We start from the raw sequence: 22,034 nt of genomic DNA, 5'->3' as shown, positions 1-22,034 counted from the left end.
ATGTAAGTTTCGTTATCGATCTGGAACGTTCCAAGTCCGTTATGCGGTTTGTATTTTGGAACGTTCCATCCTGTCAACAAATTTTATCAGACGGGCCGCGTCGTCCCCCGGAAAACCGGGACCAGATTCTGGTCGCAGGTCCGGTTTGGCACGCTCATGTCGGCCATCCGCTCCCGCAGGAGGCGCATGGCAATGGCGGTCTGCTCCTCCAGGTCCTGACGGATCGTGGTGAGGTCATAGGCGCCCCAGGCGGCCTGCTCTATGTCGTCAAACCCGACCACCTGAATATCCTGAGGCACCCGAAGGCCCAGATCAATGCGCAGACCATCGAGTGCCCCAAACGCCATCAGATCCGTGGAGCAGAACAGACCGTCGATCTGCGACATCCGCTCCCGTCCCGCCTCCACCACGGCCCGGCGGGCGTCGCCATAGGCCTGGTCATCAGCCTGAATGCAGCGGCATGTACGGCCAAGCCCCTGGACCGCCTCAACAAACGCCTTGGCCCGCCCGGTCACCGACCAGGTTTCCCTGACCGGCATCAGACAGCCAAAGCGCCCCGCGCCCGTCTTTTGCAGCATGTCGAGCGCCAGGGTGCCGCCCGCGTCGATATCCGCAACGACCCGGTCGCCCCAGTCGCTCACACCCGCCCGGTTGATCAGAACCACGGGCAGTTGCAGGCGGCCGCAGTCCTCGATCAGCGCCCGTGGCGGGGTATCGGAGGTAATGATCATGCCCGCGACGCTGTAGCCCAGCAGCATGTCAATCAGACCCGCCACGTCATCCGGCTGCTCCGCCGTGAGCAGCATGGGCTGAAACCCCGCGCGGATCAGCGCCTCGCTCAGAAGCCGCACCTGCCGCGACCGCAGCGGTGTGTCGAGCCGCGAGGCCACCAGGCCAACGATTCCCGAATGGCTCTGCTGCAGACCGCGCGCCAGGTTGTTGACGCGGTAGCCCAGCTTCTTCGCCGCCTTCGTGACCTTCTCCCGCGTCTCCGGCGCGATGTTGGCCCCCGGCGTAAAAGCCCGCGACACCGCCGAGCGGGAAACACCGGCAAGGCGCGCCACGTCGAATGAGGTGGGCTTTCTGTGCGGTGGTTCAGCCATGTACGAAGGCCCGCGCGTGTCGGGAAAACGCAAATGGCTGGTCGAGATTGAACAGATCCGGTCGCATGGCGAGCATCCTGTCATACACCGCCGGATCAGCGCCGTTATAGGCGATCATGCTGCGCACCGCACCGCCCCGCAGGGACGCCACTTCCAACGGCTCATGATTGGGCAGAAACTCCAGAATATCCGCGTCATAATCCTCGAGCGCCTCGCGCAGGGTCGGATAGTCCTGCCGCCGCGCCATGATGCGGGCCTCGGGACTTAGTCGGCGAAGCTCCTGAAGAAACTCCCGGTTGAACGACCAGAAAAACACCTGATCGAGCAGGCCCGCCTCCTCCACCTGTCGCAGCACCAGGGCCGGTGGCGCGGATTTCAGTTCCAGATACGCCCCTCCCCCGTATTTGCGGAGAAGCGACAGAACATCACCCAGCGACGGCAGACCGGTGCCCGCGAAGTACGGATCAAACCACTCCCCCGCATCAAGACGGCGCAGCGACTCCATCGACTGTTCCCAAACCGTTCCGGTGCCACTGGTCGTGCGGTCGAGCGTGTCGTCATGCATCACGACAATCTGCTCATCGGCTGTGACATGCAGATCGAGTTCTATGAAATCAAATCCGGCGGCGAGCGCGCATTCAAAGGCGGGAAGCGTATTTTCCGGCGCGATACCGTTCGCGCCCCGGTGACAGACGATGCCAAAGGGATACTCCGATGGCGGCACAAACGGATTGACCAGTTCGGGCATGTCCGAGCAGATCCCGGTGACCGGTTTCGTGCGAATATCCGCCATCCGGTCCGGGTCCTCCTCATGCCACAGTACAACCCGTTGCCCCCTTGCGAAGGCCTGCTCAAACAGGTCCTGGGTCAGGGTGTCCTGCGGCCTGTCCATCCGTTCCCAGCACAGGTGGATGACATCGGCCTCCCCCGCATGGTCAAACGGATCCGCCCCGAGCGGCACCAGTCCCGAGACCGGATAGCGACTGCCAGCCTCGCGCAGCGTATCAACCACACTGACATCGAACGCGCCCAGAACCACCGGTTCAATTTCGGCTTCCTCGAGCAGACGCAGTGTCGGAACAGTGGCGCTCAAATCCTTGATGTCAGCATAAATCCCCGCGCCGAGTTCCGCGGCCAGCGCGACCATTTCCGCAACCGTGGGACAGTCCGGCAGAGCCTCCAGCAGCTCCGCCCGCGACAGGTCCGCAACCGCCCGGCCATCGGGAACCGTGGCGTCGTGATAGACCACCGCGACGCCATCCGCCGTGCTGCGGATATCCGCCTCCCACATGTCCGCGCCAAGCTCCGCCGCCTTGCGGAACGCGGCCAGCGTGTTCTCCGGCGCATAGGCCGACGCGCCACGGTGCGCGATGGACCAGGGGCGGGGCGGAACCGGAGCCGCGATCACAGGCGCGCCCCGTCCTGCGAGAAAGCCAGAATGCGGTCGGTGGCCACGCCCCAGTTCACATGCTGTCCCGTTTTCAGTGGATCACCCACCGGCAGGATCGCACGCACTTCCTGACCATTCGCCAGCCTTACATCCACCAGTTCCTCGCGGCCCTGGGGTTCGACAAAGGAAATCACACCTTCCAGACCGGTACCGTATTGCGGCCCGAAATGCTCGGGCCGGATGCCGATGACAATGTCGCCGGACGCCTCCAGACCCTGCGGCCGTGCGAGCGTCAGACCCTCACCCAGGCTGAGGGTGTCACCCGCTGTCACGGACAGGAACGAAATCGGTGGATTGCCCAGGAACCCGGCCACGAACTGCGTTTTGGGATTGCGGTACATGCCCTCCGGCGTATCAAGCTGCACGATTTTTCCGTCCCGCATCAGGGCAATACGGTCACACATTGACATGGCCTCAACCTGGTCATGGGTCACCAGGATCGCCGTGATGCCGGTCTCCTTCTGAATGCGCCGAATCTCGGAGCGCATCTCAAGGCGCAGTTTCGCATCCAGGTTCGCCAGCGGCTCATCGAGCAGCAGCACATCCGGCTTGCGCACCATCGCACGGGCCAGCGCCACCCTCTGCTGCTGCCCGCCGGACAGCTGCGCGGGACGGCGGTCTAGCAGATTGGAGATCTGAACCAGTTCGGCCATCTGACCGACCTCGCTGGCAATTTCCGCTTTTGCCTTACGCTGGACCTTGAGCGGGAAGCCGATGTTTTCCCGCACGGTCATATGGGGATAGAGAGCGTAATTCTGGAACACCACACCCACCGACCGGCGCTGCGCGGGCACGGTCGTCACGTCCTGCCCACCGAACAGAAGCCGGCCGCCATTCATGCGGTGAATGCCGCAGATCGCAAATAGCGTCGTGGACTTGCCGCATCCGGACGGCCCAAGCAGGGCCATCATCTCGCCGCTGTTCACGGTCAGGTCCATGCTGTCGATGACGGTGGTCGTACCGAAACGTTTGGTGAATTTTTCGAGTTTCAGTTCCATCAGCCTTTGGTGCCTCCACCGTAGATATTCATAAGCTGCTTCTGGAAGATCAGGTACACCAGGATCACCGGCAGCGAGTAGAACATGCCAATCGCCTTGAAGAGGCCGAAGTCGAGCTTGGCGTCGTCCTGGATCACCGAATACATGTAGGTGGCCAGAACCTGGGTCTCCGACCCCGGCGCCAGAACCAGCGGCAAAACAAATTCCGACCAGCCCTGGAGAAACGAGATGATCCCAAGTGCCGCCAGGCCCGGCTTGACCTGCGGCAGGACCAGTTCCCACCAAACGCGGAACCGGCTCGCGCCGTCCTGGACGCCCGCCATCTCGATCTCCCAGGGCACGGTGTCGTAAAAGCCCTTCATGATCCAGATGCCGAAGGGCAGTTCCAGAGCCGCCTTCACGAGGATTACGCCGAGCAGCGTGTCGAACAGACCGAGGTACTGCAGCACGATGAAAATCGCGATGATCAGGGTGATCGTCGGGAAGGCGTGCAGAATGATCAGCCCGCCCAGGAAATACGGCCGCCCCGGCAGGTTCAGCCGCGACAGGGCATACCCCGCCGTAGACGACAGCGCACAGACCGCCAGGGCAATCGTCGTGGCGAAGATGAAGGTGTTGATCGTGGCGGTCCAGATCGACGGCCGCCCCCGGTCAAGCTCCTGCCAGAGGAAGCGCCAGTTGTGGAAATTGATCTCGCCCGGCATGAGCGTGCCCGGCTGCGGCTGGGCCACGCTCTCGATCACCTGGAAAACATACATGATGATCAGCGGCGACGACAGAATGCCGAGCAACAGCACGATCGGCCATATGCGAAGGTTCCCGGTCACTGTTCGATCCTCGGTTTGGCCACGAGTTCCTTAAAGTTGAAGAACCGCAGGTAAAGCACTGAAAGGATGATCCCAATGATCACGAGCACCAGGGCATAGGCCGCCCCAAACCCGTATTCCAGGTTGCCCCCGTAATTGCGCAGAGCGGTGGTATAGGCCGCCAGCGCCCAGGTCGTTGTGGACCCGCCTGGCCCACCTTCGGTGGACAGCAGGATGTATTCAAACGAGGTCAGAAGGCTCAGCGTCTGATAGGATGTCATGAACAGAACCGGCCAGCGCAGCTGTGGCAGAATAATGTAACGGATCTGATCCCAGCGGTAGGCCCCGTCGACCTCGGAGGCATAGAGCATCGAGAGCGGTATGGCCTTGATGGCCGATGAAAACAGGATCATGCCGAGCGACGCGCCAACAAAGCCGTTAATCAGCACCACCACCGTCCAGGCATTCAGCGCGCTTTCGGTCATCCAGTTGATCGGCGTCACGCCAAACACGCTCAGAACGGTTGAGATAAATCCGGTATCCCAGGTGAACCACTTCCACATCAGAACATACATCACCGGCGGCAAAATGCGCGGCAGGAACCAGATCGTGCGGAAGGTGTTGGCCAGATGCTGCGGCAGGTAGAAGGTCGAGATCGCCAGGAACAGCCCGAAGCCCACATTGAACGCCAGCGTAAAGACCACATAGATCGCCGTGTTCATCGCGTAGCGCAGCGTGGCGGGCAGCTCAAAGAGCAGTTTGAAATTGTCGGTGGTCCAGGTCCAGCCTGTATAGGCGGTTTTCACCAGGGCGTCGTGATCGGCGGGATCGATGCCGCTTTCGGTCAGGGCGTCGCGAAACGCGGGCTCCGTAGGGAACCGCTCGTCCAGGATCGTCACCGCGAAGAGATCGGCCGCCGCCTTGCGGTCCCGTGTACGGCGGATCGGGTCGTCGTTGAGGTTGCGCAAAACGCGTTCGAGATCACGGCGGGCGGTGAAGCTCTCGCCCATGTAATCCTCGCGCAGTTCGTCGGCCCGGTCCTCCCCGAACTCCTCGGCCAGCGCCGCGAGCCCCTGTTCGGTGATCTGGTAGCCTGCGGATTCCAGCCGCTCGACCGTCTCGGCGCTCACACCCTCGGCCTCAAGCTGGCGCAGCCGCGATTTGGACAGGAGGTATTCGCCCCCGGTAATCCCGGTCGCCGTGGTCATGTTGGTGAAGGAGAACATCACCGTCATGACAACGGGCAGCAGGAAGAAAAACAGAACGGCAACCAGGGCGGGTGCCAAAAAACCAACGCCAAGCCAGCGCGAACTCATGATGCCACCCTCCCCTTACTGGTGGGCGGGACGCGGCCACACCGCATCCCGCAATCGCATTTAGCGGACAATCAGCGCGTCACCGATGGTGGTGGTCAGCTGGGCCTCAACCTCGGCCACGGCATCCTCGACCGACTGCGACCCGGTCCAGGCCGCCTCAAGACCACGGTACATCGCTTCCGAGAAAGCACCGTAGTTCAGGTGGTTGGGCTGCGAGTTGGCCGACCCGAGCAGAACCTCGGTTGCCTCGGACGCCCAGCGGCTGCTGCGGTAGAGGTCGATATCGGCCTGGGACTCCGCCACGGCCAGGTGGTTCGACTGGATCGCGTGGAGCGTGTTGATGCGCGGCTCGGTCGCGATGGCCACCAGCTGCGCGGCCACTTCCTCAATCCGGTCATCCTCCTGATCCATCACCAGGTAAACCAGCGGGTGCGTGATCGTATTCGGGCGACCATTTTCGTTGCCCTGCGGGATCAGCGAGAACTGGATGGTGCCCCAGAAATCGTCGTTTCCTTCCGTCTCGTAGCGGCCGTAGTGCCAAGTTCCGCCGTGCCAGAACGCGGCCTTGCCGTTGGCAACCTCGCGATACCACTGGTTGCCGTCCATGCCGAGATGCGTGCGGCGCACCACACCGGCCTCGGCGGCATCGACGAAGAACTGGTAGAAATCCGTCATCGCCTGGCGGTCGAAGATCAGCTTTCCGCTTTCCGGATCAATGAGTTCCCCACCGAAGCTCTGATAGAACTGCGCATAGTCGGGACCGTTGTTGTTGCGAGGATAAAACCCGTAACCTTCCTCGACGATCCCTTCCTCAACCGCGCGTGTCGCGTCGGCGAGCATGTCGGCAAGGGTGTATTCGCCGGCCGCAACCTTTTCGGGAAGCGCATCGATGTCATCCTCCGAATAGCCGAGTTTTTCCAGGGTCTCACGCCAGTAGAAGAACGGACGCGATTCCGCATCCTGCGGGATGCCCCACTGAATTCCGTCGAAAGACGCGATCTCCATCAGGTTCGGATAAACATCCGTCAGCGGCCAGGCGTCGAGGTCCACATAATCCTCAACCGGCACGATGTAGCCCGCCTGGCTCCAGGGCGCGATGTCGAGATGCGAGGTCACGACGATGGTCGGCGCCGTTCCGGCCTCGGACGCGAGCGTAACGCTCTGCTTGAACTCTTCCCAGCCGGAAAAGTCGCGGCGGCCCTCAACGGTGATGTTCAGTTCCTCGCCAAGGATGGCGGCCTCACGCTCCAGAATGTCGGCGGCCATGGCGATGGCATCGATCCGGTAGCTGTCACTGTCGTTGGAGCCCCCGGCCCAGACCGTGACGGAAATGTCCTCAGCAAGCGCCGGACCCGTCAGCGCGGCAAGCACGCCCACCAAAGCCGTGCAGCGTTTCAAAACAGTCATAATTCCCTCCCGTACGGGTGTGATGCGCAACCGTTGCACACGTGTGCACAATGATTAACGCCTCATGCCCCATTTGGAAGAATTTTTTTGCGAAACGTTTGTGACACGCTGCAGCAAACCGCTCTGGCTATGGTCGGGCTTTTCGCTGAAAAACCAGCCGTTGCCGCCATGCTGCGCCGCGAAGGAGGGCCGTCAAAAAAGCCGAAAACGCTTGCCGGTCAGGGGTGGCCTCCACCCTTTGAGGCCTGAAAATCCCTGAACTCCTCCGGCACCGGAATGCCGAATCGTTCACACAGAAGCGACACGTCATGCCAGTCGTTGCAGTCCAGCTCATACCCAGAGTGAAACCGCACCAGCCATTCCGGCGTGATACAGCGCACCTCCACCCCAAGCACCGCTCCCCGCCCAAGAAGCTGCTCACGGATATAGGGCACACCGCCCGCACTGCGCCCGTCCGCATCAATCACATGCGAATGCACGTCGATCTCATTGCCGTCCCCGTCGCGCAGGACGAAGTTGTGCTCCCAGCTGTCATCTTTGGGGATCTCCGCAAACCCACGCTCCGCGAGAGCCGCCCGCAGCGCCGGCACATGAACGGCCGGCAGGGCAACATCCAGATCACCATGCGCCCGCGTCTGACGCCCCAGCAGGGCATCCACCGCCCAGCCACCGTCGAGACAGACCTCAAACCCGTGGTCCTCAAACAGACGCCAGAGGCTCACAACCGTTTCGGCCCTCACTCCACACTGTCCTTCCGCCCGACCAGCGCCTCAAACCCCGACCGCAGCCGCAGGTCACGCTGGGGGAAGGGAATTTCGATATCGTTGGCCTGAAACCGCTTCCAGATCTGAAGGTAAACCTCACTGGAAATATTCGCGACACCGCCATCCGGATCGACGATCCAGAACCGCACCTCCAGGTCCACCGAACTGTCGCCAAACCCACGCATCAGGCATTTCGGCTCCGGATCGCGCAGCACACGCGGACAGGCCAGCGCCGCCTCAACACACAGCTCCATCGCCCGCTCCACATCCGAGTCATAGGCCACGCCAACCGGGATGCCACGCCGGACTTTTGTGTTTGAAAACGACCAGTTGGTGACCGGATTTGAGATGAGAATTTCATTGGGAATAAGCGTTTCGGTCCCCGACCGGGTCAGCACCGAGGCATAACGCGCATTCAGTTTTTTCACCGTCCCGTAGGTCGGCCCGTCGCCCGTCTCGATCTCGATTACATCCCCCGGTTTGATCGACTTGTCCGCCAGCATCGAGAAGCCCGCCACCAGGTTTCCCACGATCCGCTGCATGCCCAGACCGATACCGATACCCACCGCACCGGAAAATACCGCCAGCGCTGTCAGGTCGATCCCGATGCCGCGCAGACCGATTATCACCGCAATGAGAAACAACCCGATGCGCAGCAGCTTCCCGATCAGAACCTGCATCGACGGGCTGAGCGTCCGGGTCCGCTCCAGCTGCGCCTCAAGGCTCTTCGAGAGCCAATAGGCGGCCCAAACGAGCCCGCCGACGAGGATGGCCCCCTTCGCCACCGTCCACAGCGAAATCCGCAGCTCACCCATCGACAGCGACTGCATGTCCAGCCAGTCAATTGTGGGGTACAGAAGCCCCACCGCATTCAGCGCCGCAACCGACCAGGCACACCACGAGAACACCGCCGACCATCGGTTGCTGGGGATGAACACGGTCGCCAGACGGATCAGAACCCAGGCACTGATCAGACTGTAGACCAGCCGCATCAGAACGATGGGCTCCCCCATCGCCACCAGAACCGATGCCGACAGCCACAGACCCAGCAGCCAGATGATCGGCTGCGAGATTGACGCCACAGTCCGGGCCACGCGGTATTTTATGAATGGGCGCTGGTTCTCGCTGACACGGGTGACGAAGCGGCGGAAGGGCTTTGCCACGGCCAGAGCGATCATCAGCGCGCCCATGATGGCGGCGAGCTGCGCCAGGCTCGCGGTGGACAGGATTACCGCGTCAAACCAGTCATGCGCCCGGTCAACCCAGGCCCAGACCGGCTCCAGCAGATCCGAGACTGGCTCCACCAGTTCCGCAACATCCGGAACCGCCTCCAGCGCCTCATCCGGTTCCGGCAGTTCCTCTTCCATGTCCCGTGAATTCCCTCCCGGCGCTTATGCCACCGCTTACGATGCCTCAGGCCTCAGGGAAATGCCAGCACAACCACAGGGATCAGGTCTTCCCGCTCCGATGGCCGATCCAGCGGGCATAGGGACTGGCCGAAACCCCGTGCAGCACAATCGAAAATCCGACCGTCAGCGAGACACAGGCCAGCAGCTCATCCTGGTTCGGCAGGTCAAAATCATCGAGCATCAGCAGCGTGAACAGGATGGACGCGAGCCCCCGCGGCCCAAACCAGCCGAGGAACAGCTTCTCACGCGGCGGCAAACCCGACCCCCACAGGGAAAGATAGATCGGCAACATCCTGATAACGGTCATGAAAAGCACCGCGATCAACACGGTCGTAAAGCTCACATGGCTCAAGCCAACCGGCATCAGGAACGCGCCGAGAAGAAGGAACGCCGACATGGTCAGAAGCTGCCCCGCGCCCTCCATAAACTCCGAGATAAACCGGATGTCGTTGCGGAAGCTGTTGCCGAAGGTCATGCCGGAAATAAACGCCGCGATGAACCCGTTCCCGCCGACTGCGTGGGAGAAGTAATAGGCCACGAAGGCAGTGCAGAGGAATATCACCGCCGCGCCCGGATCGTCGGTCATGTCGCGTTTCTGCACCCATTCCAGCAGCCGCGCGACGCTCCAGCCGATGGCAATTCCAACACCCACGCCGAGCCCCACCTCGATCACCGCCGACATGAAGAGCCCCCGCCCGCCGGATTCCAGCATGGTTCCCGACGCCAGCACCGCACCCATCAGCACGAATGGCAGAACCAGGCCGTCGTTCAACCCGCTCTCTACGTTAACCGACTGCGACAGGTGCTTGGGAACAAACGGACTTGAGACCACCGACTGCCCCAGCGCCGCATCCGTGGGCGTCAGCAGCGACGCGGTCAACAGCGCCATGGCAATCCCCGCCGTCGGGTTGAGCCAGGCCACCGCCAGCGTCCCCAGCAGAATGGTCAGTGGCATTCCGATCACCAGCATCCGCGCCGGGATTTTCCACGACTGTCTAAGGTTCGAAAACCGCACGTGGCTCGCGTCCGAGAACAGCACGAGCACCAGCGTAATCTCCGCCAGAAGCCGCCGGCCCTCATAGACCAGAACCTGTTCCGGCAGGTCATTGAGCGGCCGGGACAGGAAAAAACCAAACAGGGTGAAGAGAATGGGCAGGGTCAGAAACCCGTGCCCGATGCGTTTGCTGAACGCCGAATAGAGAATGAATGCCACGAGGATTGCAATTGTCAGTCCCGTGGTCACCATATCCCTGCTCCCGTCACGTTCCGCAGAATGTCACATAAGGCCCGAAGCCGTCCGGCGCCGGCCCCGCCAGATCGCTGAACCCCTCCCGCTCCCGGTAAGGATCGGACAGGGCATCCAACAGGCGGTCAAAAGGAGCCATATCCCCGTTTTCCGCCGCCTGCAACGCGCCCTCCACCAGGTGGTTGCGCGGGATGTAGACCGGATTGACCGCATTCATCGCAGCCGCCCGCGACCCGTCGTCCATATCCCCGGCACGCAACCGGTCGCGATACCGCTCGAACCAGGGCGCAAACTCCGCACCGACATTGGGCACGCCGATGTCCACAGCTTCGGTTCCCGTCTGAGAAACCCGGCTTAGTGACCTGAAAAACAGCGTGAAATCCACATCATTGTCGGCCATCAGAGCCAGCAGGTCGTTGACCAGTTCCAGATCCCCGTCCCGCGCCGCACCGAGCCCCAGCTTGGCCCGCATACCGCCCAGCCATTCCTCCTGGTACACCGCCGGGAAGCCGTTGATTTCCTCCGTCGCCTGGCGCACGGCATCATCCGGGTCGTCGGCGTCGATCAGGTCCAAAATCGCCTCGGCAAACCGCGCCAGGTTCCACTGCGCAATCGTCGGCTGATTGCCATAGGCATAGCGCCCGAACTGGTCGATCGAGGAAAACACCGCCTTCGGGTCAAACGCGTCCATAAAGGCGCACGGCCCGTAGTCAATCGTCTCGCCCGAAATCGTCATGTTGTCGGTGTTCATCACGCCATGGACAAACCCCACCTGCATCCACTTCGCGATCAGCGCCGCCTGCCGGTCCCGCACCTGGCGGAGCAGCAGGATGTAACGGTCGCTCTGCCCCGCCAACTCGGGGTAATGCCGTTCAATCGCATAATCCGCCAGTTGCCGGATTTTGTCCGTTTCGCGCCGTGCCGCGAAGAACTGGAACGTGCCCACCCGCAGATGCGAGGACGCCACCCGTGCCAGAACCGCACCGGGCTTAGGCCCTTCGCGCATGATGTCCTCACCGGTCGTGACCGCCGCCAGCGCGCGTGTGGTCGGAATGCCAAGCCCGTGCATCGCCTCCCCGATCAGGTATTCGCGCAGCACCGGTCCCAGGACCGCCTTGCCGTCACCGCCACGGGAAAACGGCGTCCGCCCCGAGCCCTTGAGGTGGATGTCGCGCCGCTGGCCCTCCGCATCGAACACCTCCCCGATCAGAAGCGCCCGGCCGTCGCCAAGCTGCGGCGAGAACCCCCCGAACTGATGCCCCGCATAGGCCATTGCCAGCGGGGCCGCCCCATCGGGCTGCACGGCACCGGCGAGGATCGCCGCCCCGGCCGCACTGTCGAGCGCATCGGCATCCAGGCCCAGTTCCCCGGCCAGATCCCGGTTCAGCCGCAATATCTTCGGCGCTGGCACCTCGTCGCCCTTCCACGGCACGAAGAAGCCTTCGAGCGACCGGGCATAGCTGTTGTCAAACCTGAATGTCGGCTCACCCATTGGTCCGCCTTTCTCCACCATTCAAAAACAAAATGGCGCCATGATCCCTCATGACGCCAGAATACCGGAATGTGCGCCGGGGTCTACTCGGCTGCACTGCGTTTCGGCAAAACCCAGTCCGGACGCGGAAAATGGCAGGTATATCCGTTGGGTATCCGCTCCAGATAATCCTGATGCTCCGGTTCCGCTTCCCAGAAATCACCGACCGGCTTCACCTCGGTCACCACCCGTCCGGGCCAGATTCCGGACGCGTCCACATCGGCAATCGTATCCTCGGCGATGCGCTTCTGCTCCGCATCCACGTAGTAGATGCCCGAGCGGTAGCTCATGCCCACATCGTTGCCCTGCCGGTTCACGGTGGTCGGATCATGAATCTGGAAGAAGAATTCCAGAATTTCCCGGTAGCTGATGCGGTCGGGATCGAACATGATCTCGATACCTTCCGCATGGGTACCGTGATTGCGGTAGGTCGCGTTCGGCACGTCCCCCCCGGTATAGCCCACGCGGGTTCCCTCAACTCCGGGCAGTTTGCGGATCAGATCCTGCATTCCCCAGAAGCAGCCCCCCGCCAGTACAGCGCGCTCAGTCATGCCCGTTCCTCCACCTGATCAAGATATTCCCCATAGCCCTCAGACTCCATTTCCTCTTTCGGAACAAAGCGTAAGGACGCCGAATTAATGCAGTAGCGCAGCCCGCCCATCTCGGCGGGTCCGTCGTTGAAAACATGTCCCAGATGGCTGTCTCCATGTGTCGAGCGAACTTCCGTGCGGACCATCCCCAGCGACGCGTCGCGCAGCTCCGTCACATTCTCATGGACAATCGGCTTCGAAAACGACGGCCAGCCGCAGCCCGAATGGAACTTCGACGCCGACGCGAAGAGGGGCTCGCCCGAGACGATATCCACGTAAATGCCCGGCTCAAAATGTTCGTCGTATTCCCCGGTATAGGGCCGCTCCGTGCCATTCTGCTGGGTCACCCGGTACTGCTCACGCGACAGGCGGGCGATGGCTTCCTCGGATTTGGTGTATTTCATGTGCTCTCTCCCACCGTGGTTGTTTCGCCCTACATGGTGCCCCGCCACGAAAAAATCCAGTGAGCGCGAGGGGACACCGCTTCACAACCCCTCGACCCTATTCCGCCGTCACGGTCAACGGCACGGCCCCCAAAACCCGCCTGTCCTGGTTCATCACATAGCGGATTTCATATTCGCCCGGTTCCTCCGGCACATCGATCCGCGGCGGGTCGTCCCGGCCCACATAGACATAGGTGACGTATTTCTCCGCCCCGACCGGGGCGATGGACAGGTAGTCGTTGTGGTATTCCGGCCCGTCATGCCCGACCTCGATCTCACTGCCCGCAACCGCCGTGTCGGGCGCGGTCAGGCTGACAGTCACATCCGCGACCTCCACCGTCACCCGCGACAGGATCCGGCTGTCCTGGTTCATGTAATACCGCACCTCATAGCTGCCAGGCTCGGACGGCATCAGAAGTTCAAGCGGCGCGCCCTCCCTGGTGTAGGTATAGTTCACGTACCGGTCCTCATCCGGCTCCGCCACGCCAATATAGTCGTTCCCGTAATCCGGTCCGGTCCAGGCGACCTCGAGCGTCTCACCGACATTTGCGGCGGACGGCACGGTGAGTGTGGCCTCCACCTCCTCAACCGTGATCGGCACGGAGGCCAGCACCTCACTCCCCTGCCCGATCTGGTAGCGCAGTTCATACTCACCCGACTCCGACGGCATCTGCAGATCAAGCGGCGATCCCTCGCGGGTATAGGTGTAGTTGACGTAGCGGTCCTCATCCGGACGGGCCACCGAGATGAAATCGTTCTGATAGTCCGGCCCGGTCCAGGTCACCGAAACATCCGCGCCCGCCACCGCCGTCGCCGGGGCCTCCAGGTCTGCGCCCACCTCCGTCACCGTGATCGGCACCGCCGCCAGAACCGTCCGGTCCTGCCCGACATAGTAGCGCAGCTCATACTCCCCCGACTCCGTCGGCAGGGTCAGGTCGAGCGGCGATCCCTCACGTGTATAGGTGTAGGCCTCATACCCGTCCCCATCCGGCACCGAGACACCGATATAGTCGTTCCTGTAATCCGGCCCTTCCCAGGCGACCTCAATATCCGACCCGGCCACCGCTTCCGCCGGTGCGGTCAGGCGGGCCGACACATCTGTCAGCTCAATCACCTCCCGCGCGATCACCACCCGGTCCTGACCCAGAACGTAGCGCACCTCATAGGTTCCCGGCTCCGTTGGCAGCGTCAGATCGAGCGGCGTCCCCTCCCGGGTATAGGTGTAGCCCTCATAGCCGTCGTCATCCGGCACCGAGACCGCGATATAGTCATTCGCGTAATCCGGCCCCTCCCACGCCACCTCGATATCCGAGCCCACCGAGGCTTCCGCAGGCACCACGAGCCGCGCCTCAACCGGTGTCACCGTGATCGGCACGGTCGCCAGAACCCTGCGGTCCTGATCGACCACATAGCTGATTTCATACTCCCCCGGCTCCGGCGGCATCAACAGATCCGCCGGTTGCCCGTCGCGGGTATAGGCATAGTTGATCGACCGGTCGTCACCGATAAGGTTCACCGTCAGAAAATCGTTCTGATAGTCCGGCCCGTCCCAGGCGACCTCAACCGTTGATCCCGCCACTGCGGTCTCCGGCGCGGTGAGCGTCGCGGGCACATCCGTCACCTCAATGGGCCGCGTCGCGATCACTTCCCGGTCCTGCTGCATGACGTAACGCAGCTCATACGACCCCGGCTCGACAGGCATCACCAGGTCGAGCGGGCTGCCCTCCCGCGTCAGGGCGTAGTTGATATGCGTGGGCTCCCCCGGCTCGGAGACCGCAATATAGTCGGGCCGGTAATCCGGACCTTCCCAGGCCACCTCAACCGTATCGCCAGCAATCGCCGTATCGGGCGCAACCAGCGTCGCCTCCGCCGGTGTTACCGTCAGCATCCGCGTCTCCGGCAGCACCTCACCATTCGCGGCGAGATAGCGCAGCTCATATTCCCCAGCCTGCGACGGCACGCGCAGACGCGCGGGCGCGGAGCCTTCCAGGTTGATGCGGGTTTTATACGTTCCCCGCCCCGGATTGCCGGAGACAATGGCATCGCCTTCCTCACCCGGTCCCTCCCAGGCGATCTCCAGCGTCGACCCCGCCACCGCCGTCTCCGGCGCGATCAGCGTCGCGGTCGGCATCGACGCATCAAACACCAACGCCACCACGCGCGACGCCGACCCCAGAACCGAGATGTCCTCCGTCACCACCTGTCCGGTTTCCGCCCATGTGGCGGCAGCCGTATACGCCCCGGCCTCCAGATCAAAATTCAGGGTACTCTCCCCAAACGCACTCACCTCGCCATCCGGCGGCGGCGTCACCGACCACGACAGACCCTCCGTGATGCGGGGACCGTCCTCGCCAATCGTCGCCATGAACGTCACCGGCGTCAGTTCCGGCTCAGGCTCCGGTTCCGGCACGTTCACCGCTACTTCCGTCAAGGCCGCCGTCAACTCATCCGCGTTCGACGCCGACAGAAACGCTCCCCCGGTTTCCTCCGCCAGGCACTGCAACTGACCAATGGCCTCCTCATCCGTGACATCGAAGCCCACCACATGCACCGTGAAATCCGCCCCGGCCTCCTCCAGCGCCCGCGCCGCGGCACAGGGGTCCGGGTTGCAGGTCTCGATCCCGTCCGAGACCAGAATGACGCTCGCCGGATTTTCCGTGTAGCCCAGCACCTCCGCCGCGGCCGCCACCGCATCGGTCATCGGCGTCCTGCCGCGTGGATTGATCCCGTTGACCGCGTCGATGATCGACTGCGCGGTATCCGGCCCCGGCTCCACAATGGTCTGAATGTCGGAACAGTCACCCTCGGTCCGGTGCCCGTACACCGTCAGGCCCAGGTTCCTGTCATCGGGAAAATCCGCCAGCAGATCCGCCACCACCTCGCGGGCAATGACGATCTTGTTCACCCCGTCGATCTGCCCCCACATCGACCCCGAGCCGTCCAGCACCAGGATCGAATTCGACCTCTCCTGACCCGACGCCGCGACAGGCAACATCAACGCGGCAAGAAGAACGGCGGTACGGCTCATGACTTTTCCTCCCAACAGTCCCGCAGATCAAACCACAGGACCGGTCAGGTTGGAAAGACCGTTGAGCCCCCTCCCTCAGCCGGTCAGGTTCTGCGCCAGCATCAGCGCATTGTTGTCCGGATCGTAGAACGTGGCGAGTTTCACCATGCCCTCGATCTCCATCGTGTCGCCGTCAAACCGCACACCCGCCGCCTCCAGGCCGGACCGTGCCGCATCAATATCGGCAACCCCAAACACCGGCACCGAATTGCCCGGCGCCGGTTCCTCATGTTCACCAAGCCCCAGGGTCACGCCGTCGGTTTTGGTTTTCAGCTCGCTCCAGCCGACCTCGTCGCCATGATACAGCAGCTCAAAGCCCAGATGCTCGCCATACCACGCTGCGCTTGCGTGACGGTCACGGACGGAGATTGCGAGGGTAATGGTGTTATCAAGTGTCACGGTCGGCATTTGCACTGTCCTTTGACCAGAAAATATATATACTATACTTTATGGACACAAACACACTTGTCAAGCTGACCTCCCGCGCCTGGTCCCTCGACATTCTGGCCCATCTGCACGAGGGCATACCCGGCCGCCAGGCCGCGCTGCTCACGGCCACCGGCGCGGGCCGCACCGCCCTGTCCCAAAGCCTGCATCATCTGATTGACCTGGGCCTGCTCGAACGCAATCCCGGCCATGGCCATCCCCTGCGTCCCGAATTCCGCCTGACCGCGAAGGGCGAGGCCATGGCCGCCATCGCCCGCAAAATAATCCGCCTCACCCCGGATGAGACCGAACGCTGCCTGATCCGCCGCTCCTGGACCGTCCCGGTTCTCGCCCTCAGCCGCGAACCGCGCCAGTTCTCCACCCTGCGCCGCGACCTGCCGCCCATCACCGACCGCGCCCTGTCGCAGTCGCTCAAAAACCTCCAGGGCAGCAACTGGCTCACCCGCCATATCGACCCGGCCGGGCACCCGCCCCGCCCCCTCTACCAGGCCACGGGCCGGGGTCTCGAGATCGGCCAGGCGATCGGGATCTAAAACCCGCTCAGATTGAGGCGAACGCCCCCGTCGGCGCCATGGTACCCGAACTCCGCAACCGGACGGGTCTCACCATCCCGGGCAATCCATTGCACCGTGGCCCGGTGACTGCGCACCTCATGCATCACCGCGTCATAGTTCAGAACGAGGTGCGCATTACCGCCCGCGCCTCCCGCCACGTTCCACTCACTGACAACCAGCAAAAAATGCCCCAAATGATCGTGATATGCAGGCTGAACCATCGCACCGGCGAGCGTCAGGGGCAGCACCCCATCCGCCCCGGTTAGTTCCATGTGTTCCAGAAGATACCCGCCAAAGCGTTCCGCCATCTCCTGCGGCAACGGATCACCCGGCGTCACCTCCTCCAGCACGGCAAGCTCCGGCGCGGCAATCACCAGATCCTCCAGCGGAAACCGGATCGTAAGCCGCAAGCCGTCCTCCTGCTGGCGCAGTAGGAGCACACTCCCCGGCAGCGCATGGGCCAGAACACCCCCGGCACTCCCCACCAGCACCGCGAGCGCGAGCAGGACCGGTCGCCAGGGAAATCCCTGCCTCATTCCGTCTGACCGCCGTAATCGTCGGTCCGGTCACGCCAGACCGAATGCGGATGGTTGCCCACCTTGTCGGTGGACTTGTTCGACTGAAGCGAAAACTCGATCCAGAGCGACGGCCCGTGCACCCGGACGTAATCATCCTCCGCGCTCATCTGCGGCGTACCGGAATAGCCCAGATACGTGTCGGGCAGCTCGGCCACATATTTCTCCATATAGGCCGCCGCCTCCGCCCCGGAGATGTCCCCCACATAGGTCTCAATCGCCGCGACCAGCAGATCGGTCTGGCCCCCTTCCAGGTCCGAAACCGGCAGACCTTCATACGCGTCAGGGATCGCATCATCCGCCTGCGGTCCCGCCAGGATGTCCCGATAGGTACCTTCCAGTTGGGCCACCTCCCGCTGCTCCTCCGACAGGGCACTGAGCAGCGTGGCAAACGCATCGCGCTCCTGCGTCAGCGGCTGGTTCACCCGGCCATTCATCTCGAAATACGGAAAGGGTTCGACACCCCGGAACGACGGCGTCGCCCCGGCCAGTTTGCCATCCACATAGGTATTGGCAAACGCCATATGGTGCCCGCCGTAATACAGCTCCCAGGTGCCGGTCGGACCCGGCGTGCCGAGGAATGCGAACTTGGTGTTGTACGACGAATACCCGGCCTTGTAGTCCGTGCTGGCCGTGTTGATGTAGTCATCCGCGTTCAGGGTCTGGACCATCTCGTCAAACCCCTCATCCACATCGCGGCTGCTCGCTTCCGCCATAATCGCTTTGACAAGCCCGCGCTGTTTGATGTTCAGCTCCCCCAGCAAAACACCCGGCCGTTTCGGAAAGGCCCCCGCGGGCAGGTTGCTCCAGTACTCCGCCTCCGTGCGCGAATACTCCAGTTGCAGATTTTCAAGGATGTCGTCCGATACATCCGCCTTCAGCAGGTCAATCAGGCACAGCATCCGGTCATACCCCGGCGCATCCCCGCATTCGGCCGCGCTCTCAGGGATCGGTACGCTCTCCATCAGCGTGCTGGTATCACCCATCCGCGCCTGAAGCGCCTCGCTCAGCGCCTGATCCTCCTCCGACATCGGCGGCGGCCCTCCATCCCCTGGCGGTGGACCGTCGTGACCCTGGGCCAGGGCGGATGACGTCAGAAACGCGGCAAGCGCCACGCCTCCACTGAGTTCACAAAATCGGGGCATCGCTGATCCTTTTTTGAGGACTGTTTCCGGATCTCCAAAATCGTCGCAACTGCCAGGAATGAAAACAGCAATCACCCCGCGTCAGCCTGCCGCATCCCCGGCCTGCCTGAACCGGTCCCAGATGGCCTGGGCGACCGTGCCGTGGGTCACGTCCCGCCGCCGCATCGCATAGTGCAGAATCTGTGTCGGCGGATACCCTTCCGCGCGCAGCGGCACCAGGGTTCCGGCCTCCAGCTCCTGGCGGATCATATGTTCCGGCATCCCGCCCCAGCCCATATTGGCCAGCAGGATCTCCTTTTTGGTGGCGAAATCCGACACCGTCCAGCGCAGCCCCCCAGGCACGATCCCCCGGTCCTGCCTGTCGCCGCGAGCGCTGTCCGCAACCACCACCTGGATATGCGTCTGCATCTCGGCGTCCGTCTTCATCCGGTCGTCCCGCGCCGGCACAAAATCCGGATGGCTCACCGGGATCATCATCACAGGCAACACCGGGACAAATTCAACCCGGTCGAGCGGCACGCCATCCAGCGTGGAGATCGCCACCTCCACATCTCCGTCCAGCAGTTTCTCCAGAGACCCGCCCATGTTCTCGCGGGACATTTTAATATGCGTGGCCTGAAACCGCGCCGTCATCTCGCTGACCAGCGACAGCACGGGGGTCAGCGGATAGGTCGCCGTCACTGACAGCGCCACCTCCGCCTCCTGCTCCGTTCGCAGGGTGGCCGTGATCGACCGCAGCTCCCGCATCCGCTGCAATACCCGCGTGGCGTGCCGGTAAAACACCTGCCCCCGCTCCGTCAGCGTGGGCCGGTACGCCTCCCGCGACAGCAGCTCAAACCCGACCTCATCCTCAAGTTTTCGGATCGCGTGGCTGACCGCGGACTGCGCCTTGTTCAGATGATCCGCCGCCGCCCGAAACGTGCCCTGCTCCACAATCGCGTTCAATGCGACCAGCTGTTCCAGGGTCATCGGCCACGCCTCCATCATGATCTACAGAATAGATCGTTATTATGAAAACTCGATATTATCAATTGCTCGCCATCCGCCCTAAATATCTTCCAGACACAGCCGGCGATCCATCGTCACAGACCCCCCCGGCCCGGAACAACGCAGCACATAAGATACGGAGACCATCCATGAAAATTCTGGCTTTCGGTGCAAGCAACACCAAAAACTCCATCAACAAGGCTCTTGCGAGCTTCACCGCAACCCTCGTCCCGAATGGCGAGATCGAGGTGCTGGAACTGGACAAAATCGACCTGCCCCTGTTCAGCACCGATCTGGAGAAAGAAATCGGCCAGCCCCAGGCCGCGCGCGATTTCTTCGACAAAATCGGCTCCGCGGATGCCGTGATCGTGTCCTTCGCCGAGCATAACGGCTCCTATTCCGCCGCCTACAAAAACCTCTTTGACTGGGCGAGCCGCATTGACCAGAAGGTCTACCAGGGCAAACCCACGGTCTACCTCTCGACCTCCCCCGGACCCGGCGGCGCGGGCAGCGTTCTGGCCGCCGCCAAGGGCTCAGCCCCGTTCTTCGGCGTGGACCTGCGGGCCGCCGTGTCCGTCGCCAATTTCCACGACGTCTACGACGCGGAAACCGGCAGCATCACCGAGCCGAAAACCCTCGCGGATCTGACCGCCGCCGCCGAGGCCCTCGCCGCAAAACAGGCCGCCTGACCCCCGGCCATCCGCGACAAGCCGAGCCTGCGTCGGTCCGGGGGCCGACGCCCCAATCGACTGAGCGACGCAATTTTATGGCGTCCTGTACCTCGTCGCGGCGAACGAAGAGCCAACCCCAACAATGCGTCGGCCCAATGGGCCGGACCGACGCAGGCACGGCGGGGTTTCACCCCTCTGTTCCGTGCCGGGGGTCGCGCCGTCCACTCATCAGCGCAGAATCCACGAATTCACCGGCGAAAACCAAACCATTCACCAAACGCACGGCCCTTCGCGACAAGCCGTGCCTGCGGCGGTCCGGGGGACGACGCCCCACACACCCGTGCGACGCAATTTCATGGCGTCCTGTACCTCGTCGCTGCGATCCAGGCGCCAACTCCAAACATGCGTCGGCCCTGTCTATCGTGAATGTGGTATGCCTGGGACCGGCGGCGAGCCCGTGCGTCGGCCTGGGGGGATTGACCCCGGCCATGGGATTGGGCCGCCGCCGGTTGGTCTGACCAGCCTGAACAGTTGCATGTGCCGCATGAGCACGAAGACATGGACAGGAACCCAGGATGACACGGATCTTTGTTGGCGTCGACCTTTCGAAGGACTGGCTCGACATTTTCGACCCGCGCCGCGGCAACATCCGCCGTGCGAACACCCCGGCAGGGGTGAAACGCTTTCTGTCGGAACTCGACCGCGGAGACATGGTGGTCTTCGAGGCCACGAGCGGCTGCGACGGGCTTCTGCTGCGCTCCGCCCTGGGGGCGGGAATTCCCTTCCACAGGGTCAACCCGCTGCACGCCTGGCACTTCGCCCGCTCGCTCAACCTCCCAAAAACCGACCGTGTTGACGCCCGCATGCTGGCGCGGATGGGGGCGGAACGCGCGTTTGGGCCCTCTCCGGTTTTCCTGCCCGAACGGGCGGAACTGGCGGAGCTCTCCGGACGCAGGGACCAGCTCAAACGCATGGAAACGCAGGAAAGAAACCGGCTTGCCAAAGCCTCCACCGCCGCGATCCGCGCCGACATCACGGCCTCTCTCAGGGCGATCGCCCGTCGCATTCGCAAAATCGAGGCCGCCATCGACGCCTTCGTCGCCGCACACCCGCGTCTTGCGAGGCAGCTCGACCTGCTCGAGACCGTGCCCGGCATCGCGCGGGTGACCTCCGTCACGCTCCTGTCGCACATGCCCGAGCTGGGCACGCTCGACCGCCACACGGTCGCCTCACTGGGAGGCCTCGCACCACGGGCGCGGGAAAGTGGACGCTGGCGTGGACAACGGTTCACCGGCGACGGCAGGCGACAGATCCGGCGCGGGCTCTACATGGCAGCGGTCAGCGCCATGAGCCACCGCAGGCTTTGCCCGGCTTTCGTGGAACGCCTGCGCGCGAAGGGAAAGCCGGGCAAGGTGATCGCCGTGGCCGTCGCCCGAAAGCTGCTCACCATCGCCAACGCCGTCCTGCGCGACCAGAAACCCTGGCAGCCCGCCACCTGACACCACGCTCAAACGATACAGTTGCC

The 22,034-nt window shown here is 62.9% G+C and carries 20 protein-coding genes; 3 read left to right on the top strand and 17 right to left on the bottom strand.

What is annotated here, in order from left to right; translation table 11 throughout:
• Positions 1 to 86 precede the first annotated feature (86 nt).
• The 14 genes from ACP15P_RS19845 to ACP15P_RS19780 form a co-directional block, all read right to left on the bottom strand.
• Positions 87 to 1,103: a LacI family DNA-binding transcriptional regulator gene (locus ACP15P_RS19845; RefSeq protein WP_424930221.1), complete on the bottom strand. Its 1,017-nt coding sequence runs from the start codon at positions 1,101 to 1,103 to the stop codon at positions 87 to 89.
• Positions 1,096 to 2,511 carry a glycerophosphodiester phosphodiesterase gene (locus tag ACP15P_RS19840; RefSeq protein WP_424930220.1) on the bottom strand — a complete coding sequence of 472 codons (1,416 nt, stop codon included), beginning with the start codon at positions 2,509 to 2,511 and terminating at the stop codon, positions 1,096 to 1,098. Before ACP15P_RS19840 ends, ACP15P_RS19845 begins: the two co-directional genes overlap by 8 nt.
• Complete coding sequence (locus ACP15P_RS19835) at positions 2,508 to 3,551, bottom strand: ABC transporter ATP-binding protein (RefSeq protein ID WP_424930219.1); 1,044 nt, start codon at positions 3,549 to 3,551, stop codon at positions 2,508 to 2,510. The genes ACP15P_RS19840 and ACP15P_RS19835 overlap by 4 nt, the downstream gene beginning before the upstream one ends.
• On the bottom strand, positions 3,551 to 4,378 hold the full coding sequence (locus tag ACP15P_RS19830) for a carbohydrate ABC transporter permease (RefSeq protein ID WP_424930218.1): 828 nt from the start codon (positions 4,376 to 4,378) through the stop codon (positions 3,551 to 3,553). Before ACP15P_RS19830 ends, ACP15P_RS19835 begins: the two co-directional genes overlap by 1 nt.
• Positions 4,375 to 5,673: a carbohydrate ABC transporter permease gene (locus tag ACP15P_RS19825; protein ID WP_424930217.1), complete on the bottom strand. Its 1,299-nt coding sequence runs from the start codon at positions 5,671 to 5,673 to the stop codon at positions 4,375 to 4,377. Before ACP15P_RS19825 ends, ACP15P_RS19830 begins: the two co-directional genes overlap by 4 nt.
• A 60-nt stretch (positions 5,674 to 5,733) precedes the next feature.
• A complete protein-coding gene (locus tag ACP15P_RS19820; protein WP_424930216.1) occupies positions 5,734 to 7,080 on the bottom strand; it encodes an ABC transporter substrate-binding protein in 1,347 nt (448 codons plus the stop codon).
• Between the two features lie 218 nt (positions 7,081 to 7,298).
• Positions 7,299 to 7,820 (bottom strand): nucleotidyltransferase domain-containing protein, encoded by a 522-nt coding sequence (locus ACP15P_RS19815; RefSeq protein WP_424930215.1) that lies wholly within the window; start codon positions 7,818 to 7,820, stop codon positions 7,299 to 7,301.
• On the bottom strand, positions 7,817 to 9,211 hold the full coding sequence (locus ACP15P_RS19810; protein WP_424930214.1) for a mechanosensitive ion channel family protein: 1,395 nt from the start codon (positions 9,209 to 9,211) through the stop codon (positions 7,817 to 7,819). Before ACP15P_RS19810 ends, ACP15P_RS19815 begins: the two co-directional genes overlap by 4 nt.
• A gap of 82 nt (positions 9,212 to 9,293) precedes the next feature.
• Entirely contained in the window at positions 9,294 to 10,499 is a 1,206-nt protein-coding gene (locus tag ACP15P_RS19805; protein WP_424930213.1) for a cation:proton antiporter, read from the bottom strand.
• A 13-nt stretch (positions 10,500 to 10,512) separates the two neighbouring features.
• Positions 10,513 to 11,991, bottom strand: a complete 1,479-nt coding sequence (locus tag ACP15P_RS19800; protein WP_424930212.1) for a protein adenylyltransferase SelO — start codon at positions 11,989 to 11,991, stop codon at positions 10,513 to 10,515.
• 83 nt (positions 11,992 to 12,074) lie between these two features.
• Positions 12,075 to 12,581: a peptide-methionine (S)-S-oxide reductase MsrA gene (gene msrA, locus ACP15P_RS19795; protein WP_424930211.1), complete on the bottom strand. Its 507-nt coding sequence runs from the start codon at positions 12,579 to 12,581 to the stop codon at positions 12,075 to 12,077.
• Complete coding sequence (msrB, locus tag ACP15P_RS19790) at positions 12,578 to 13,024, bottom strand: peptide-methionine (R)-S-oxide reductase MsrB (protein WP_424930210.1); 447 nt, start codon at positions 13,022 to 13,024, stop codon at positions 12,578 to 12,580. Before msrB ends, msrA begins: the two co-directional genes overlap by 4 nt.
• A 97-nt stretch (positions 13,025 to 13,121) precedes the next feature.
• Positions 13,122 to 16,091, bottom strand: a complete 2,970-nt coding sequence (locus ACP15P_RS19785; protein ID WP_424930209.1) for a vWA domain-containing protein — start codon at positions 16,089 to 16,091, stop codon at positions 13,122 to 13,124.
• A 75-nt stretch (positions 16,092 to 16,166) separates the two neighbouring features.
• Entirely contained in the window at positions 16,167 to 16,538 is a 372-nt protein-coding gene (locus ACP15P_RS19780) for a VOC family protein (RefSeq protein WP_424930208.1), read from the bottom strand.
• A 41-nt stretch (positions 16,539 to 16,579) separates the two neighbouring features.
• Between ACP15P_RS19780 and ACP15P_RS19775 the strand changes: the two genes are divergently transcribed.
• Positions 16,580 to 17,110: a winged helix-turn-helix transcriptional regulator gene (locus ACP15P_RS19775; protein WP_424930207.1), complete on the top strand. Its 531-nt coding sequence runs from the start codon at positions 16,580 to 16,582 to the stop codon at positions 17,108 to 17,110.
• On the opposite strand, the gene ACP15P_RS19770 is transcribed toward ACP15P_RS19775, so the two are convergent.
• From ACP15P_RS19770 to ACP15P_RS19760, 3 genes are all read right to left on the bottom strand, one after another.
• Entirely contained in the window at positions 17,107 to 17,667 is a 561-nt protein-coding gene (locus ACP15P_RS19770; protein ID WP_424930206.1) for a hypothetical protein, read from the bottom strand. The genes ACP15P_RS19775 and ACP15P_RS19770 overlap by 4 nt on opposite strands.
• A complete protein-coding gene (locus tag ACP15P_RS19765; protein WP_424930205.1) occupies positions 17,664 to 18,851 on the bottom strand; it encodes a DUF3500 domain-containing protein in 1,188 nt (395 codons plus the stop codon). Before ACP15P_RS19765 ends, ACP15P_RS19770 begins: the two co-directional genes overlap by 4 nt.
• A gap of 81 nt (positions 18,852 to 18,932) precedes the next feature.
• Positions 18,933 to 19,820, bottom strand: coding sequence for a LysR family transcriptional regulator (locus ACP15P_RS19760; protein WP_424930204.1), 888 nt, complete (start codon positions 19,818 to 19,820; stop codon positions 18,933 to 18,935).
• A gap of 167 nt (positions 19,821 to 19,987) precedes the next feature.
• Here ACP15P_RS19760 and ACP15P_RS19755 point away from each other — a divergent pair, with 167 nt between their 5' ends.
• Positions 19,988 to 20,527: an NADPH-dependent FMN reductase gene (locus ACP15P_RS19755; RefSeq protein WP_424930203.1), complete on the top strand. Its 540-nt coding sequence runs from the start codon at positions 19,988 to 19,990 to the stop codon at positions 20,525 to 20,527.
• Between the two features lie 557 nt (positions 20,528 to 21,084).
• Complete coding sequence (locus tag ACP15P_RS19750; RefSeq protein ID WP_424928833.1) at positions 21,085 to 22,008, top strand: IS110 family RNA-guided transposase; 924 nt, start codon at positions 21,085 to 21,087, stop codon at positions 22,006 to 22,008.
• Positions 22,009 to 22,034: the final 26 nt, after the last annotated feature.

The organism is Amaricoccus tamworthensis (assembly GCF_049800875.1).
GTDB lineage: Bacteria > Pseudomonadota > Alphaproteobacteria > Rhodobacterales > Rhodobacteraceae > Amaricoccus > Amaricoccus tamworthensis.
The sequence above is the reverse complement of the archived record's forward strand: the minus strand, read 5'-3'. Positions and strand labels throughout refer to the sequence as shown.